The organism is Rhodococcus sp. APC 3903, from assembly GCF_030407755.1.
In the GTDB taxonomy this organism is placed as follows: Bacteria; Actinomycetota; Actinomycetes; order Mycobacteriales; family Mycobacteriaceae; genus Rhodococcus_F; species Rhodococcus_F erythropolis.
Genome location: NZ_JASDCV010000017.1, coordinates 33,684 through 50,565 on the forward strand (window position 1 = coordinate 33,684; position 16,882 = coordinate 50,565).

The 16,882-nt window shown below is 62.8% G+C and carries 19 protein-coding genes; 7 read left to right on the forward strand and 12 right to left on the reverse strand.

From position 1 onward, the window contains the following. Positions 1-15: 15 nt before the first annotated feature. The gene (locus QMA15_RS22760; protein WP_019745955.1) at positions 16-321 is read left to right on the forward strand and encodes a hypothetical protein; all 306 of its coding nucleotides are present in this window, start codon (positions 16-18) and stop codon (positions 319-321) included. Between the two features lie 57 nt (positions 322-378). Here QMA15_RS22760 and QMA15_RS22765 read toward each other — a convergent pair whose 3' ends face one another. From QMA15_RS22765 to QMA15_RS22780, 4 genes are all read right to left on the reverse strand, one after another. Further along, positions 379-648, reverse strand: a complete 270-nt coding sequence (locus QMA15_RS22765; protein ID WP_205907097.1) for a Rho termination factor N-terminal domain-containing protein — start codon at positions 646-648, stop codon at positions 379-381. A gap of 104 nt (positions 649-752) precedes the next feature. Beyond that, positions 753-2,921 carry a catalase gene (locus QMA15_RS22770; RefSeq protein ID WP_029537226.1) on the reverse strand — a complete coding sequence of 723 codons (2,169 nt, stop codon included), beginning with the start codon at positions 2,919-2,921 and terminating at the stop codon, positions 753-755. A 143-nt stretch (positions 2,922-3,064) separates the two neighbouring features. Beyond that, entirely contained in the window at positions 3,065-3,301 is a 237-nt protein-coding gene (locus QMA15_RS22775) for a CsbD family protein (RefSeq protein ID WP_003943084.1), read from the reverse strand. 177 nt (positions 3,302-3,478) lie between these two features. Beyond that, positions 3,479-3,943 carry a hypothetical protein gene (locus QMA15_RS22780; RefSeq protein ID WP_290286626.1) on the reverse strand — a complete coding sequence of 155 codons (465 nt, stop codon included), beginning with the start codon at positions 3,941-3,943 and terminating at the stop codon, positions 3,479-3,481. Between the two features lie 271 nt (positions 3,944-4,214). On the opposite strand from QMA15_RS22780, the gene helR reads away from it, so the two are divergent. After that, positions 4,215-6,437: an RNA polymerase recycling motor ATPase HelR gene (helR, locus tag QMA15_RS22785; RefSeq protein WP_290286628.1), complete on the forward strand. Its 2,223-nt coding sequence runs from the start codon at positions 4,215-4,217 to the stop codon at positions 6,435-6,437. On the opposite strand, the gene QMA15_RS22790 is transcribed toward helR, so the two are convergent. After that, positions 6,399-7,160 (reverse strand): IclR family transcriptional regulator, encoded by a 762-nt coding sequence (locus QMA15_RS22790; protein ID WP_020909647.1) that lies wholly within the window; start codon positions 7,158-7,160, stop codon positions 6,399-6,401. The genes helR and QMA15_RS22790 overlap by 39 nt on opposite strands. A gap of 69 nt (positions 7,161-7,229) precedes the next feature. Between QMA15_RS22790 and QMA15_RS22795 the strand changes: the two genes are divergently transcribed. From QMA15_RS22795 to QMA15_RS22810, 4 genes are all read left to right on the forward strand, one after another. Beyond that, entirely contained in the window at positions 7,230-8,057 is an 828-nt protein-coding gene (locus QMA15_RS22795; RefSeq protein WP_070796009.1) for a fumarylacetoacetate hydrolase family protein, read from the forward strand. Then, entirely contained in the window at positions 8,054-8,998 is a 945-nt protein-coding gene (locus QMA15_RS22800; protein ID WP_020909649.1) for an acetaldehyde dehydrogenase (acetylating), read from the forward strand. Before QMA15_RS22795 ends, QMA15_RS22800 begins: the two co-directional genes overlap by 4 nt. Then, positions 8,995-10,023, forward strand: coding sequence for a 4-hydroxy-2-oxovalerate aldolase (gene dmpG / locus QMA15_RS22805; protein ID WP_020909650.1), 1,029 nt, complete (start codon positions 8,995-8,997; stop codon positions 10,021-10,023). Before QMA15_RS22800 ends, dmpG begins: the two co-directional genes overlap by 4 nt. 230 nt (positions 10,024-10,253) lie before the next feature. Beyond that, positions 10,254-10,715 (forward strand): DUF6389 family protein, encoded by a 462-nt coding sequence (locus QMA15_RS22810; protein WP_290286634.1) that lies wholly within the window; start codon positions 10,254-10,256, stop codon positions 10,713-10,715. Between the two features lie 33 nt (positions 10,716-10,748). Here the strand turns inward: QMA15_RS22810 and QMA15_RS22815 are convergent, their stop codons facing one another. The 6 genes from QMA15_RS22815 to QMA15_RS22840 all read right to left on the reverse strand — a co-directional run bounded on the left by QMA15_RS22815 (position 10,749) and on the right by QMA15_RS22840 (position 15,035). Next, complete coding sequence (locus QMA15_RS22815; protein WP_047889414.1) at positions 10,749-11,243, reverse strand: DinB family protein; 495 nt, start codon at positions 11,241-11,243, stop codon at positions 10,749-10,751. Positions 11,244-11,375: 132 nt separating this feature from the next. Continuing rightward, positions 11,376-11,870 carry a hypothetical protein gene (locus tag QMA15_RS22820; protein WP_290286637.1) on the reverse strand — a complete coding sequence of 165 codons (495 nt, stop codon included), beginning with the start codon at positions 11,868-11,870 and terminating at the stop codon, positions 11,376-11,378. A 189-nt stretch (positions 11,871-12,059) separates the two neighbouring features. Further along, a complete protein-coding gene (locus QMA15_RS22825) occupies positions 12,060-13,094 on the reverse strand; it encodes a MerR family transcriptional regulator (RefSeq protein WP_290286639.1) in 1,035 nt (344 codons plus the stop codon). A 13-nt stretch (positions 13,095-13,107) separates the two neighbouring features. After that, the gene (locus QMA15_RS22830) at positions 13,108-13,773 is read right to left on the reverse strand and encodes a HEAT repeat domain-containing protein (protein ID WP_290286772.1); all 666 of its coding nucleotides are present in this window, start codon (positions 13,771-13,773) and stop codon (positions 13,108-13,110) included. A gap of 82 nt (positions 13,774-13,855) precedes the next feature. Beyond that, positions 13,856-14,326: a DUF2269 family protein gene (locus tag QMA15_RS22835; RefSeq protein ID WP_290286642.1), complete on the reverse strand. Its 471-nt coding sequence runs from the start codon at positions 14,324-14,326 to the stop codon at positions 13,856-13,858. 34 nt (positions 14,327-14,360) lie between these two features. After that, complete coding sequence (locus QMA15_RS22840) at positions 14,361-15,035, reverse strand: DJ-1/PfpI family protein (RefSeq protein ID WP_290286643.1); 675 nt, start codon at positions 15,033-15,035, stop codon at positions 14,361-14,363. Between the two features lie 205 nt (positions 15,036-15,240). On the opposite strand from QMA15_RS22840, the gene QMA15_RS22845 reads away from it, so the two are divergent. After that, a complete protein-coding gene (locus QMA15_RS22845; RefSeq protein WP_060939799.1) occupies positions 15,241-16,185 on the forward strand; it encodes a helix-turn-helix domain-containing protein in 945 nt (314 codons plus the stop codon). A 5-nt stretch (positions 16,186-16,190) separates the two neighbouring features. Here the strand turns inward: QMA15_RS22845 and QMA15_RS22850 are convergent, their stop codons facing one another. Then, a complete protein-coding gene (locus tag QMA15_RS22850; protein ID WP_151530722.1) occupies positions 16,191-16,862 on the reverse strand; it encodes a DNA alkylation repair protein in 672 nt (223 codons plus the stop codon). Between the last annotated feature and the right edge of the window lie 20 nt (positions 16,863-16,882).

Sequence of the window (16,882 nt, forward strand, 5' to 3'; positions counted from 1 at the left end):
CTTCATGAGCGAAGGATGGAGTGCGCCGTGACCAACATGAGCGGGAGTTCACCGGTAGATGACGAACACACCAATCGATCGCACGTCGGGGAGGCAATCAGCGACGGGCGCAACTATCCCGGATACCTGCTGATCGGGCTGGGTCTGGCAACACTCGGATTGACCTTGGTGGCAGCAGGTTACGGATTTCGCGGATGGGCAGTCATCGCCGGCGCGGTGTGCGTCGTGTCCTTCGTCGTCGGAACACTGGCCATCTTGATGGAACACCGTCGGGTCAAGCGACTGGAAGGTCAGGAACTCTTCGATCAAGAAGGGCACTGAACCGAACGCTCGAGTTGTATTCTGCACAAGCAGAATACAACTCGAGCAGAATGCAGCTCAGTGATTGCGGAGTTTCTCGATCAGCTCACCCTTGTTCAGTTTCGAGTACCCGTGCAGATCGAGTTCCTTGGCGCGTTTCTTCAGATCGTCGACCGTCCACTCCTCGTACGGCGAAGATTGTCCGCCGGACTTGGCGACAGTCGACCGCCCTCGATTGGCGGCCGCATTGGAGATTCGAGCCGCCTTCTCCTTGGAATCGCCCTTCTCACGTAGCTCTTCGTAGAGTTCTTGATCCTTGAGTTGAGGTTGTGAGTCCTTGCGAGCCACTGTTTCGTCCCTTCACTCGTCTTCACTCCGACGGTGTGGCCGAACTTGCGGTGTGGCCGAGTTGGCAGTTCGGCCACACCGCAAGTTCGAACGTACGCCGGCACTCAGGATGTGGGCGGCACCTCGAAACGCCCCCACACGCGGTGTGTCTTCAGAAGCTGAGCGAGTGAGGCGAGGGCTCCTTCCGCGTCAGCATCGACGACGACTCCCAATGCAGACTCGTCGATACCGGCGGCAGCCAGCGCACTCATGCTCTCACCCCAACCACCAATTGCCTTGCTGTGACGATACATTTCGTTCAGCAGAGTCTCCACCCGTGGATCCAACTTGCCCTCGCCGATCCGAGAAACGTCGCCGCTCAGCAGGATTGCATCGAATTCGATCGAACGAGCTGTGAGGTACGTTCGCTGCACCGTCACCGCGTCGTCACCGTCCCCGATGGTTCCGCCGTGCGGGCCGAGGATCAGCGGCACCATGCCGGCGTCGAAGATCTTGTCTCGAATGGCGACCACGGTGTCGAGATCGGAGTTCTCGTCGACCAGTAGCGCGATGATCCTTCCGTCTACCGGCCATTCCGCGCCAACCTGAGACAGTGCAGGGCTGAGCTCCGGATCGCTCAACGGCTCCGTCGGTTCGGGAACCGGAAGGCCAAGCCCCCCTGCGACGATCGACACGAGACCCGCGTCGATGTTCGCCAAGATGCCCAGATTCCGGGTCTTGATGTTCTCCTCGTAGCACTTGCCCAATTCGAAGGTATACGCCTGCGCAACGTGCTCCTGTTCGACAGGGGAGAGACTGCGATAGAAGAGTCGAGCTTGCGAGAAGTGATCGTCGAACGATGCCGGCGCCTGCCTCACCTTTCGCCCTGAAACTTCCTCGGGCACCTCGATATAGGCCGCGCTGTCCGCCGAGGCCATGAACGGGCACCCACCGTCCAACGAATTGGGATGGTACGGCGCGACTCCGGTATGCACACCGTCCTGATGGAAGCCGTCGCGAAGCATGTCGTTGACAGGAGCGTGAGGACGGTTGATCGGAATCTGGTCGAAGTTGGGGCCACCGAGTCGCGTGATCTGGGTGTCGAGGTACGAGAACAAACGCGCCTGCAGGAGACGATCGTTGGTGATGTCGACGCCCGGAACCAAGTGGCCCGGATGGAATGCAACCTGCTCGGTCTCGGCGAAAAAGTTCGTCGGATTGGCGTCGAGTGTCATCGTTCCGATGACCTGAACCGGCGCTAGTTCTTCGGGCACGATCTTGGTGGGATCCAATAGATCTATGCCTTCGAACATTTCGTCTTCGGTATCAGGGAACACCTGCACGCCCAAATCCCAGGACGGATATGCGCCGGCCTCGATGGCGTCGGCAAGATCGCGTCGATGGAAATCCGGATCCACACCGCCGGCGATCTGCGCTTCCTCCCACACGAGTGAATGCACTCCGGCGGCCGGCTTCCAGTGGAATTTCACCAGATTCGTCTCGCCGTCGGCATTCACGAGCCTGAACGTGTGAATGCCGAAGCCCTCCATCATGCGATAGGAGCGCGGGATGCCTCGATCGGACATGTTCCACAATGTGTGCGCGGTGGCTTCGGTGTGCAGCGACACGAAATCCCAGAACGTGTCGTGCGCGCTCTGCGCCTGCGGAATCTCCCGGTCCGGGTGGGGTTTCGCGGCATGGATGATGTCTGGGAACTTGATTCCGTCCTGGATGAAGAACACCGGGATGTTGTTGCCCACCAAATCGAATACACCTTCGTCGGTGTAGAACTTGGTGGCGAAGCCGCGTGTGTCTCGGACGGTATCCGCCGAACCGCGTGAACCCAGAACTGTCGAGAAGCGTACGAATACCGGGGTTCTGGCACCTGAAGCGAACAACGAGGCTTTACAGATGTTTTCGGCTGCGCCATTCGCCAGGAACGTGCCGTGCGCGGCCGCCCCGCGGGCGTGGACGACACGCTCCGGAATTCGCTCGTGATCGAAGTGTGTGATCTTCTCACGCAGATGGTGATCCTGCAGAAGAGTCGGGCCCCGCTCGCCTGCGGTCAGTGAGTGGTCGGTCTCGTAAAGCCGTGTACCGGTGGCGGTGGTGAGGTACTCCCCCCGCTGGCCACGTCCATTTCCCTTCACCTTCTCTTCGGCACCCGCGACGGTACGCACCTCCGGCTGCCGCTGGTCGTCCTTGGGCGGCAACGGCTGTCGAGGCTTGACCGGTTCTTTCAGGTCCGGCGCTTTCGGGGCCGGTGCACCTGGGACGGACTGAGATGAAGGCATCGAACAGCTCCTCTTGATCGTCATGCTGGGCGCACGAATCTTGTTACGCCCTAAGTAAGTAGAGATTTCAAACTGAACGCGGAGCCACGACTCACCCTCGGGCTGGGATCAATCCCAGGCCGAGGGTGACGAGTGCGTCAGGGCTATTGCTCGGACTTCTGTCGCGCTTCGTCTGCGGCCGCTTCGGCGCGAGCCTTCTCGGCTTCTGCCTCTTTCTTCGCGACCTCTCGCTGGCTTTCGGCCTTGTCCTGCTGGGCGCGGCCTTCTCGGGTCAAACTGTCGTTTCCGGAAACCGCACCAACGGCTTCCTTGGCCTTACCCTTGACGTCCTCTACTACGCCTTTGATTCCCTCGCTGGGACCGCTCTTGTCATCTGGCACGTTGACCCTCCAATACGTTTCGGATTCTCGCTCAGGGCTCCCACACAGGCAGGACTCCCACACAGAAGGCCCTACCCCGTCGAAATTCGCATAAACATCCGTGCACCGACTAGGCGCAGACCATGACTCGTCGTAGCCGAACGACGAGGTCGTTCCTCGAGTAACGATCAACCGTTCTCAGAAACTGTTTACCGGGCACAGGAATTGGCGGGACTCGTTCCAGAAGGGGAAGAGGTCGGTGGTGGTTGCCGCAGGGTGGTCGATCTCGGCGAGAGTGTAGAAATCGAGAATCGTCCGACCAGCTGCGGCGCTGACCTCGCATGCTTGCAAGCTCAGCTTTGCCTCCGCCACGAAGCCGATGCTGCGGGCGAAGGGACCGAGAGTTCCCGCATTGACGAAACTGTCGAGGTCTTGTCCCCACAGGTTGTAGTCCGACTGCAAAGCGAAGCTGCACGTTTCGCCGAACAACTCGCCGCAGGTGGTCGGCTTTCCGCCGATCGTGTGCACCGTATCGGCAAGCTCGTGTGAGGTGCTTTCGCGCGGAGATCCGGAAAGGAAAAGCAAGATGGCAACGGCCAAGGCAACCACCAGAAGGATGCTTGCGGCCGTTGCCAGTATCGCCTTCACAATCCCTCGATCCACGTAAGTTCATGAGGGCAACCGATTTTGGAACACCGGCCACTAGATTTGTACCCGTGGCGTTCAGGGTCCAAACATCGACCAGGCTGGGAGCCATACGTCAGTCTGGGGGATCTGTTACAAGAACTGTGAGGGAGGATCAACACTCCCTTCCACTATCAATATATATCCCACTGGGGGCCTTGCGGCAAGGCCCGGGTAGTGCCGCAGAATGGCTCTTCCGATCCCGCACGACCGACTACGGGATCGGGACAGCCAGCGGAAGTGAGGGCACGTGCCAACCCAGGGACACGAAGAAGAACTGCGATCCGAGCGGAACTATGTGGAGGGGCTCTACGCACGCCTCGATGCGGAGCGCGCCCGAGTCAAAGGCAGGTACAACACCGCTCTGCGCGGAAACGGCGAAGCACTCGTGGAACGCGACGCCGAGGTGCGCGCGCTTGCCAAAGAGGTGAAAAGGCTGGACGTAGCCGACAACGGACTGTGTTTCGGCCGGTTGGACTCGCTGTCGGGCGAGACCTCCTACATCGGCCGGATCGGCCTTCTCGATGCGGACAACGACTACGAACCGGTGCTGCTCGATTGGCGGGCGCCGGCGTCTCGCGCGTTCTACGTTGCCACTGCTGCCAACCCGGAGAACATGCGTCGACGCCGTCAGTTCCGCACCCGGAGTCGACGCGTGGTCGATTTCACCGACGAGGTACTCGGGCGCCCCGACGGCGTAGAACACGACACGCACAGCGATTCCGCCCTGCTCGCGGCAGTCAACGCACCCCGCGGTGAGGGAATGCGGGACATCGTGGCAACCATCCAGGCCGAACAGGACGACATCGTCCGACTCGAACACCCCGGGGTGCTGGTGATCGAAGGTGGCCCAGGTACCGGGAAAACCGTCGTCGCCTTGCACCGCGTCGCCTACCTGCTCTACACCCAGCGAGAGCGGATGGAACGTCACGGCGTTCTCGTGGTCGGGCCGAACCCGGCGTTCCTGAACCACATCGGCCGCGTACTGCCCTCGCTGGGAGAGTCCGACGTGGTGTTCATGACCACCGGTGATCTCGTTCCCGGTCTACGCGTCACCTCCGAGGACACTCCGGAGGCCGCTGGGCTCAAAGGTTCGCTGAAGATCCTGGACGTTCTCGGCGCAGCGATTGCCGATCACCAGCAATTGCCCGAGAACCCACTGTTGATCGAATTGGCGGACGTCACGGTGCGGATCGACGCCGAAACCGCGGAGTGGGCCCGAGAAGAAGCCCGTTCGAGCGGACTCCCCCACAACGACGCACGCACTGTGTTCACCGAAATCCTCACCTGGGCGCTGACCGAACGGGCGATAGCGCGGATCGGCAAGGGGTGGTTGACACGCAGTGACCGTGAAGCCTGGGAGCAAGTGCGGACGGACCTGACCGCAGAGCTGGTGGAGAACAGCGCATTTACCGCGGCGCTCGACACGCTCTGGCCGATCCTGACTCCGAAAGAGCTACTGACACAGCTGTTTACTTCTCCCGCTCGTCTACGTGCGGCAGGCGCGGACGAGAAGCTGCTTCGCCAGGACGGTGACGCCTGGACTGTCTCGGACGTTCCGTTACTCGACGAGTTGGTGGACATGCTCGGCCGGGACAAGCCCGTCGACCAGAGTGCCGAACGTGAACGCCGCGACGAGGCCGCGTATGCAGCGGGCGTGCTGGACATGATGATCAGCCGCGAGGATCTGATGGACGACGAGGATCACCTTCTCGCCCAGGACATGCTGTACGCCGAGGACCTGGCGGATCGTTTCGTCGAACGCGATACCCGGGAACTCGCCGAACGCGCTGCTGCTGACCGAGACTGGACGTACCGGCATATCGTGGTCGACGAGGCCCAAGAGCTGTCCGAGATGGACTGGCGAGTCCTGATGCGCCGTTGCCCGGACCGGTCTTTCACGGTGGTAGGTGATCTCGCGCAACGACGTTCACCCGCAGGTGCCCGCTCGTGGGCGACGATGATGGAGCCGTACGTCCCCGGCCGCTGGATCTATCGATCCCTGTCGGTGAACTACCGCACCCCCGCCGAGATCATGAGCGTCGCCGCCGCTCTGCTCTCCGAGTTCGCGCCGGACGTGCAGCCACCCGAGTCCGTCCGCGCCTGCGGGATCGCGCCGTGGTCCAGACAAATATCCTCCGACGAACTAGCCTCCGCCATCGACGAATTCAATCAGGACGAGGCCGGGCGCGAGGGTACGAGCATCGTCATCGGACCTGCGGACGTGCCGGGCGCTGTGCCTGTTTCGGAAACGAAGGGTCTGGAGTTCGATGCCGTGCTCGTCGTGGAACCGGAGCGAATCATCGCCGACGGCCCCCGCGGCGCGTCGGAACTCTATGTCGCCCTCACCCGCGCAACCCAACGTCTCGGCGTCTTACACGAGGGGCCTTTGCCGCAGGCATTGACCGGGCTCGTCCAGGCCGGGACGGCCGGATCACCGCAGTCGTTCGCGGCGAGCGATGGTGCTGTGTAGGCCTTCGGCAGCGGCGCGAACGTAAGGCACTTGGCTCTCGGGAACGAAGCGACTGGTGGGACCGGTGACACTGATGGCGGCGACGGGTTTGTCGTTGGTCCCGAATACCGGCGCCGCAACGCACGCGAGACCCGGCGCTGATTCCTCGCGCTCGAACGCAATACCGGTCTCGACCACTCGGTTCAGTTGGGTATTGAGAATGCCGGGCGCAACGATCGTGTGCGGGGTGCGTCTGGTCATCGGTTCCGACAACACTTCGCGACGAAATTCGTTGTCGGAGAAAGCCAGGAGTGCCTTGCCGATTGCGGTGCAATACAGCGGTATCCGGCCACCGGTCCGGGACGGCGAGTTGGCTTGCCGGTGTCCGCCTATCTTCGCGACGTATACGACGTCGTGGCCGTCGCGAACTCCCAGGTGAACTGTCTCGTGGGTCCGCTCGTACAAGTCTTGGAGAAACGGCATTGCCATCTCCAGGAGGCTGCGTTCGAGGGAGGCGAGCATGCCGAGTTCGAAGAGGCCGCCGCTGAGCCGGTAGCCACCGTCGATACGGTCGAGTAGCCGGTTCGCGACCAGTTCGTTGGCCAGGCGGTGCACCGTTGCCTTGTGCAGTCCGGTCCGTTGGACCAGGGTGGCGAGAGGCAACACGTGGTCGTCAGCCCGGAAGGCACGCAGGATCGTCACCGCCTTGCCGAGCACGGTGTCGAGGTTTGCGCCGCCAGTCACCTGCCCAGCGTATCGCTGAGTGAGACAGTTCCCTGGCGCAATCTCGGCGCCACGGCGAAAGTAATGGTCATGAGCCAGCCCACGAATACCAGTACAGCGAGCGAGACGCACATCTCAGCTGCTGCTGACCGCCTCGCAGCCGCCATCGCGAGCGGTACTCCCTGCGCACCGGTGCGCGATCTGATCGGCGCCGACGATCTCGTCGCTGCCTACGCTGTCCAGCGCCGCGTCGATGAAATCCGTCGGCAGGCGGGTGCCGTCGTCGTAGGCCGCAAGATCGGCCTGACCTCGGTGGCAGTCCAGCAGCAGCTGGGCGTCGACCAGCCCGACCTCGGCGTTCTGTACGCCGACATGGAGTTCCCCGCCGGCGGCACCATCCCCATGAGTCGTTTGATCCAGCCCAAGGTCGAAGCGGAAGTTGCCTTCGTGCTCGGTGCCGACCTCGTGGACGGACCGCTGGACAGTGCGCAGGTGCGCGAGGCGATCGACTACGCCGTCGCAGCGATCGAGATCTGCGACAGCCGCATCGCGTCGTGGGACATCAAATTCGGTGACACCGTCGCCGACAATGCGTCCTCGGGCGTGTACGTCCTGGGAACCGAACGCCGCACCCTCGACGAGGTGGAACCCGCCGGCGTCGTCATGTCGATGTCCGTCGACGGCACCGAGGTGTCCACCGGCGTCGGAACCGCTTGCCTGGGCGATCCGATCGAAGCAGTCGTCTGGCTCGCCCGCACGGCACGCGAGTTGGGGCAGCCGCTGACGGCAGGCCAGGTGATCCTGTCCGGCGCACTCGGTCCCATGGCGCCGGTCACCGCAGGCAACGAAGTCACCGTGACCGTCTCCGGGTTCGGTTCCGTCACCACCAGTTTTTCCAGCGAAGAGGACAACGCATGAGCAAGGTCAAGGTCGCGATCATCGGATCGGGCAACATCGGCACGGATCTGATGATCAAGGTGCTGCGCAACTCCGACTACCTGGAGATGGGCGCGATGGTCGGCATCGACCCGGCGTCGGACGGCCTCGCCCGCGCAGCGCGTCTGAACGTGCCGATCACGGCTGAAGGTGTCGAGGGTTTGATCGGTCTGCCGAACTTCGACGAGATCGAGATCGTCTTCGACGCCACCTCGGCAAAGGCTCACGTCGCCAACAACGCGCGGCTGGCTCCCCTCGGCAAGCGCATGATCGACCTGACGCCTGCCGCCATCGGCCCGTACGTCGTGCCGGCCGTCAACGCCGACGAGCACCTGGACGCACCCAACGTCAACATGGTGACGTGTGGTGGCCAGGCCACGATCCCGATGGTTGCGGCTGTTTCTCGGGTCGTCCCGGTGGCGTATGCGGAGATCGTGGCGTCCATCGCCTCGAAGTCTGCAGGTCCCGGAACGCGCGCCAACATCGACGAGTTCACCGAGACCACATCCGAGGCGATCGTGGCAGTCGGCGGCGCCCGCCGCGGCAAGGCCATCATCATCCTCAACCCCGCCGAGCCGCCGCTCATCATGCGAGACACGGTGTTCTGCCTCGTCGACGCCCCGGACCCGGCTGTTCACGAGGAGATCCGTCAGTCCATCGAGAAGATGGTCGGCGACGTCTCCGCCTACGTTCCGGGCTACCGCCTCAAGCAGGAAGTCCAGATCACCGAGATCCCGGCCGACCAGCCCGTCGAGACGTTGCTCGTCGACGGCAATCGCCCCACCCATCAGGTGTCGGTATTCCTCGAGGTCGAGGGTGCTGCACACTACCTGCCTGCGTACGCCGGCAATCTCGACATCATGACGTCCGCCGGAATGCAGATCGCGGAGCGCATCGCCCAGCAGAAGGAAGCAACCAAGTGAGCAACCGCAAGATCTTCGTCCAGGACGTCACCCTTCGCGACGGCATGCACGCTGTCCGCCACCGTATTTCGCCCACCGACGTCAAGCGGATCGTCACAGCTCTCGATGCTGCCGGCGTCGACGCGATCGAAGTTGCACACGGTGACGGCCTCGCCGGCGGCTCGCTCAACTACGGCCCCGGCTCGAACACCGACTGGGAATGGATCGAAGCAGCGGCCGAGGTACTCGAGCACGCTCGTCTCACCACGCTGCTGCTTCCGGGTGTCGGCACGATCAGTGAACTCAAGCATGCTTACGACCTCGGTGTTCGCTCGGTTCGTGTTGCCACGCACTGCACCGAGGCCGACGTCTCCGCGCAGCACATCGAAACCGCCCGCGAGATCGGCATGGACGTCTCGGGCTTCCTGATGATGAGCCACATGGCGCCGGCCGAAGAACTGGCGAAGCAGGCCAAGCTGATGGAGTCGTACGGCGCGCACTGCGTCTACGTCACCGACTCGGGTGGACGTCTGGTGATGAACGACGTCGCGGATCGTGTTCGCGCATACCGCGACATCCTCGACGAGGGCACCGAAATCGGTATCCACGCGCATGAGAACCTCTCGCTCTCGGTTGCCAACTCCGTTGTCGCAGTGCAGAACGGCGTCACCCGCGTCGATGCTTCGCTTGCAGGTCACGGTGCCGGAGCCGGTAACTGCCCCCTCGAAGCCTTCATCGCCGTCGCGAACATCGAGGAGTGGGAGCACGGCTGCGACCTGTTCGCCTTGCAGGATGCCGCCGACGACATCGTCCGTCCGCTGCAGGATCGGCCAGTTCGCGTCGATCGCGAGACCCTCACGCTCGGCTATGCAGGCGTGTACTCGAGCTTCCTGCGCCACGCCGAGGCCGCTTCGGAGCGCTACGGAATCGACGTTCGCACACTGCTTCTCGAAGCCGGCCGCCGCCGTCTGGTGGGTGGTCAAGAGGACATGATCGTCGACATCGCGCTCACCCTCGCAGCGCAGGCGACAAAAGAAGCTGTCTGACGCGCTGCCGAGTTCGCTGATACCCGAGTCCCGCTCCCGTCTCCGGACGGGGGCGGGACTTGCCATTTCGGCCGAGAGAGCCCACCGACACGGCACTCGAAAAGCTGGCAAAGTTCGTCGCACGACATCTCTGACGCTCAGAGTAGAAACTTCTCCGCTACAGACGAATTCAGGAAACCAGCTTCATCGATGCAAGACCTGCAGGGTGATACCTTCGATAGGCTGAGCTCGTGGAACCTACCGAATACCGTGACGAATTGAGATCTGTCCTCGATACCGCGTCGGGGGTAGTGAGCGATCGACTGGCTGCGATCCACAACGCGGCAACCCCGCGCACCGAAGGGATCGTCATCGACGTCTCGCTCGACCAAGACGGCGAGGGAACATTCGGCGTCTGGGCACGGTTCGAGGGTCCCGACGCATTCAGTCTGAATCAGCAGATCGGTGACGAGAGAGAGCTATTCGGCGTGATCTGGGGCGAGGAGGGCTGGGAACCGCCGGTTCCGCATCGACCGCGAAAGTGGTCACGTGTGGAACTCGAGAAAGTGGTCATCGGTGTCGTGGCCAAATGGATCGGCGGGCTCATTCCCTCGACCGCCACCGAACTACCTTGGGAAGTAACGACTCCCGACGGAACTATCGATGGTGTACTCGTGGGCCCAGGGATCAGCCGTGGACATTCGCCTCGGTGAAAGCGCGGAAGCATCGGCGAACACGTTGCAGCGTCAGCGTCCGGTCGAACCGTCGATCAATTCGCGGAGGATGTCAGCGTGCCCGGCATGGCGTCCGGTCTCTTCGATCATGTGCACGAGCGCCCAGCGGACACTGGGAGCGGGTCGTTTCGCCCCCGGTCGCGGGATGGGCGCGGCAAGATCTGTGCATCCGTCGAGAACTGCGTTGGCGCGCTCGACCGTCTCGCGATAGCGACTGACGACACCGTCCACGCTGTCTTCCGATGACGGTTGAAACGTCGCTTTCCAATCCGTCACGTTTTCTGCAAGGAACATCGATCGTTCGACAAAGGTCAGATGATTGGCCAGCCCGAGCAAGGTTGTTCCCGACGGAACAATTGTGTTGCGCACCTGAGGTTCCGGAGCACCTTCGACCTTGGCGGCAATCGAATCACGGAGGTAGTCGAGAAACGCTCGTAGTGTGGCTGCCTCGCTATTCCCTGTCCGGGGTGGTGGGGCATCTCGGCGGCTGCGACGCGACGTTGCCATGGTGGTTCTCCTTCCTCGGCGAAGAACGATGAAGAGGCTTCATTCCTGGATGGGTAGAACCGATCCTTCCGAACTCACTCCGATCCCGCATCAAATTTTGCCGTTACAGCAAAGACAACTTGGTTGCCGGTGTCAGCGTGCCGAGTTCAGGTCGCGCACAAGTTGGGGTCTCCGCCACTTGCCGACCTCGAAAGGCCACCGCCGCAGCGGATAGGCGAGACGAGCCACGAAGTAATTGACGTACTCGACGACGCCGAAAACCCACACCGCCACGACGCCCACCGCCACGCCGGAGTGATCTGGTAACCAGATGACAACGCCGAGAAGAGCTATCGCCAACAAGAGAACATCGAGAACCCGAAACACGCGGTAAAGCGCTGCGAGGCGGGCCGGCATCGACTCCAACTCGACCCGGCCCCGCGCAAGCAGCCAATAAACACCTGCTTGCACGAGGATCACAAGCAGTGGGGCCAGCGCCGACCACAGTGCCGCGGAGTCTTGCGAACCTTCGAGCCGGGGCATCACGACACCGACCGCCACAGCGGCAAATACGGCCGCGGCAGCCAGTTCGCCGAGGCCGAGGCTCAGGTACCTGCGTCTCAAACTCTGTTGCCGTTGATCCACCACGTAAGAACCCTATCCGTTGATCACCATCGCTTGCCACGTGGCGCTCGGACCGATTCTGCAGCGCGAGTGAGGAATACATCTCGACTTCGATCTCGAGCTCCATGAGGCGGGTGGATCGATCTGGGACGTGCTGGCGGATCCGGCGGGAAACCTTTTCTGCGTGGGTGATCCGCACTAGTTGCGCCGTTGTCAGTCCCCGATACGCGGTCGTTCGCGCCGACGTGGTCCTCGATCGCGCATCTCGAGAATCGCTGCTGCGGTGGACGCGACCGTCTTGTCGTCGTCGTGGGTGATCCGGGCGAGCGCTTCGCGTGCTGCAGCGCCAGGAATCTCAGCGAGCGCCTGCGTAATTCGCAACCTCGTCGGGGCGTCGTCAGTGCCGTCGAGCCTTGCATGCACGGCATCGACGACCTCACCGCTTGTAGGTGAGTGCTCCGCGAGAAGACCGAGCACCTCGCCTGCCTCGACGTCGCGGCGCCCGTCGGCGACCATCTCGAGGAGAGCGGGCATCGGGACAGTCTCTCCGCGAGTTCCGAGGGCGAGAGCGGCGTCAGCGCGGACTATCGCGTCCGAATCATCGAGAGCTCGCTTCAGAGACCGAGTTGCTTCCTCGGTGTTGATCCCGGATATGGCCGACGTCGCGCGGCGTCGAACCTCGACGTCCTCCGATTCGAGCCCCTTCGTCAGACCTGCAAGGCCCGCACCTTCGGTCCTCGCCAACGCCCACTGCAATGCTCCCGCCACGTTGGCATCCCTCTCCGACAGGATGGCCTCGACGAGTGCGTCGACCGGCAATGCCGCATTCGCGTCCTGCGAGAGGATCGCTTGCTGACGGTGGGCGGCGAACTCGGATTCGAGTGCACGCAACAGCGAGACCAGGCGGAGGACGTCGTCCCACTCCGAAGGGGCGGTGGCGTCGACCCTTTCGAGTTTGGTCAGCAATTCCTCCTCCGCCGCGATCCGTTGCCGAGTGTGTTGCATGAGTTCACCCACCAAATCGGCCGGTGCGAAGTCTGGTTCGTCGAGTGCACGCTTGGCCTCGTTCAACGAGAGCCCCAATGTCCTCAGGCTCTCGACGTGGAAGAGGCGACGGATGTCGTCAGCGGAGTACTCGCGGTAGCCACCGGACGTGCGGCCCGTCGGCTTCACCAGCCCCAAAGTGTCGTAGTGACGCAGCATCCGTGTGCTGACACCACAACGCCGCGAGACCTCGCCGATCAACATCCGTCTCCCCTTCCTACGCGTCCGGTCCGATTGCCGCGACGCGCTTCGCCAATTCGTGTGAGAGAGCGAATCCACCGTCGGGGTCGTGCCAGAGTTGCTTTGTAGCATCAGCATGCGCTCGGACACGCGGATTCGGGCTCGTACCGGCCGCGTCGAGCACCGGGAGCATAGCCTCGCCGAGCCCGGTCAGGGCGCGGCTCAGACTGAGCTGCATCTGCAGTTCACCCCGACCGAGTTCTGTGGCCAGATCGGCCGCGAGTGCGCCCTCGTCTCCCGCCGGCACGAGAGCCACAGCCGCGCGCCACGCACTGCGCGCAACCTCGTCGTCCTGGTCGTGGACCAGCGCAGAGACCTCGGGCCACGCGATCGGATCGCCGATCTTGGACAAAGTGTGGAGCGCCTGACTGCGGGCTTGCGAGCCGTCGGACCCGAGCTCACGGATCAGCCTCGGCACCGTGATTTCGGCCGGCAAGCGGCACAACGCCCAGGTCAGCATGTCGCGGACGAAGAAGTCCGGCTCGACGGCGCACCGATCGATCAGGGCATCCGTCAACTGAGGATCCGGGCGTGTGCCGACCGCAAGCGCGGCGCGCAGCCGAACCGAGGGATCGGCTGCGGCCACGGCGTCGACGAGGTGAGCATTCTGCCCACCGTGGTTGGTTGTGTTCACGACAACCACCTCCTTCACCGACCAGTGGAACCCTTGTCACTGTGTCAAGGTCAAGCGTCACTGCCTCCGACACGTGAAATGTCGCCTCGGATCACACGCCGGTTGTCGATCCTGGCCGAAAGATCATCAGCACGACGACAACGACCCAGAGCAGATTGAAGATTCCCGTCGCGGTGCCCAGTCGACGCGTGAGCCGCGTTGCGACGTCCACAACGGACCCGGTGCCTTCGATCGCCGCCATTGTCTGCCGTTGGGCGGGAAGCACGACCGCGGTGAGTATCACGGCGGCAACGACGGTGAGTGCGATCGAGGTGAGGATCCACAGGTCACCGAGCACTCCGAGATTGACGGCGGTGGCGATACCGAGCATCGGAACGACAACGCCGATCGTGGCATACACCCGAACGATGCGATGCAGCATGCCCGTCGTCGCAACACTGGCGCTGTCCGGATCGGCGAGCGCGGCGCGGCTCGCCACCGGGAACATACTCGTCGCCACAGCGACGGGGCCGATGGCAAGAATGGCCGCAATCACATGGAGGGACAGCAGGATTCCGGTCATGGGATTTCTCGCGTTTCGGTGCTCACAAGCGTATTCACGCGGCGTCCGGGGCGAAGGTGATTACAGGCTCGGCGCCCTTCGCCGACCACACCGTTCCTCGACGCTCGTAGTCGAAGAGCGCTTCGACCTCGAGACTTATCCGGGGCCCGAGGCATCGTTCCAACAGGTACAGGCCCAGGTCGAGACCGGATGTCACACCGCCGGCGGTGATCAGGTCACCGTCGTCGACGATTCGCGCCTGGATCGGAATTACACCGCCGGCCGCCAGTGCGTCCACGGCAAGATGGTGCGTCACGGCGCGGCGCCCTTCGAGAAGCCCCGCCATCGCCAGCGCCAATGATCCTCCACAGACGGTCGCAACGAGCACACCAGGATCGTCGAGTGCACGGCGCATCATGACAGGCAGTTCGGTTTCCGTTGTGGCCGCGAGTCTTTCCGGCAAGCTGGAACCCGGCTGGTCCGCATTGGGTTCGAAGAGACCCGATGCTCCGGGAACGATGATCAGATCCGCGTGTTCGACATCGAGGGTTGCAGTGGCGGTCATCGCGAGTTCACCACTCCCGCTCACGACGGTCCGAGGCCCCTCCGCGCTGACGAGTTCGACACTCAACGCCCCACCGCTGGTGAGACCCCCGGCGTAAAGCACCTCGTACGGACCCACGACATCCATGGGACCGAATCCGTCGAACAACACGATCTGCGCGTGCACTGCAACCTCCGATTTTGTGCGACGCGCTCCTGTGCACGTCGCTGTTCCCACGACAGTAGGAGGAAGTTGACTTCTGCAGCGACGGCTGAAAGCCAACCTTCGACGGCTTTCAGCCAACCTCACACATTCTGTGAAATACCAGTTGAGAGGATATTTCAAGACACGAGATCACCGAATCTCGCGCCACATACGCTACGTTTCAGACATGCATGACGTTGCAGTTCTCGCGTTGCCCGGGGTGGTGCCGATGGACCTGGCGGCACCCCTCGAAGTCTTCGGACGATGCAGGCTCCCCTCGGGTGCACCGGCGTACCGGACCTCCGTGTGCGCGCTCACCGAGGAGGTGGAGACCGGAACGTTCACGATGCGAGTACCGCACGGACTGTCACGTCTCGCCCAGGCAAGCACGATCATCATCCCGGGCACCGCCGATCTCGACGTGCCGATCGCCCCCGAGATCATCTACGCCCTCAGAACTGCCGCGGATCGCGGCACGCGCATCGCCTCACTGTGCGTCGGTGCATTCACACTCGCCGACACAGGCTTGCTCGACGGACTTCGCGCGACGACGCACTGGGCGGCTGCGTCGGAGTTGGCCCGCCGGCACCCGGCCATCGACGTCGATGCCGCCGTTCTCTACGTAGACAACGGGCACGTCCTGACTTCCGCCGGCGCCGCGGCCGCACTCGACCTTTGCCTGTACATGGTCCGTCAGGACTACGGGTCCGCGGTCGCCGCCGACACGGCGCGGCTGAGCGTGATGCCGCTCGAACGTGCCGGAGGGCAAGCACAATTCATCGTCCACGAACCTCCCGTACCCAGCGGGACAACCCTTCGGCCGCTACTGAACTGGATGGAAGAGAACCTCGGGGAGCAACTCGACATCACGACAATCGCAGCCAAGGCAACGATGAGCACCCGCACGCTCAACCGCCGCTTCCAGGAACAAATCGGTACGACGCCGTTGCAGTGGCTCCATCATGCGCGACTCCGTCAAGCACAATTTCTGCTCGAGACCACCGACCACTCCATCGAACGTGTTGCGGGACAAGTCGGATTCAATGCCGTCACCACGTTCCGCGAACGCTTCCGAGACTTGGTCGGCACCAGTCCACAGCGATACCGGACGCAGTTTCGAACGTCGCGCTAGCTGACCTACTTCTCGCTCTGTCGACGCACCATCTCCGAGATCCAGATCGGCGCAAACGGCGAGGTGCAGTTCGGGGGAGTCGGGTAGTCCTCGAGCACCCGCAGACGTTCACCGATGTCGATTGCGCGGGCCCGGTACTCGGCATGTTCGATCCCGATCTGGGCCAGGCAGTGGTTCATCGCCCATTGCAGGCGATCAGGGGCATCCTTCATCTCCGCCTCGATGACGTCGAGCAATCCTGAAAGATCAAGGCCCTCGGGCTTCTTCGCTACGCGCTCGGTAGTCAGCGCCCAACCGGCGCTCGCAACCACGGGATCGGAGTCGGCGGTCCAGGCCACCCGCAAATCCTCCGCGTGCGGGTTCTTCTTCACCACGTAGTTGACGAGCCAGTCATGCACCTTGGGAGTACGAGCCTCACGCAACATGACGTCCAACTCGTCACGCTCGAACGCCTTCGGACGACAGATCAAGAGGGCAAGCAGCCTCGCTGCGGTATCGCCCGTCGCCCAAAGTTGTTGTGCAAGTTCTTGCTGAGTCTTCAGTCGCTTCGCGACTGCCCGCAGTTTTGTCAGGTTCACACCGTGATCGTCACCGTGCTTCTCGTTCACTGCGCGCACCTTCGGATCCTCGAGCGCAGCCAACTCGTCCATCACCTCGGCAACCGTCGATTCAGCCACGTCGTCCTCCAGTCACTACT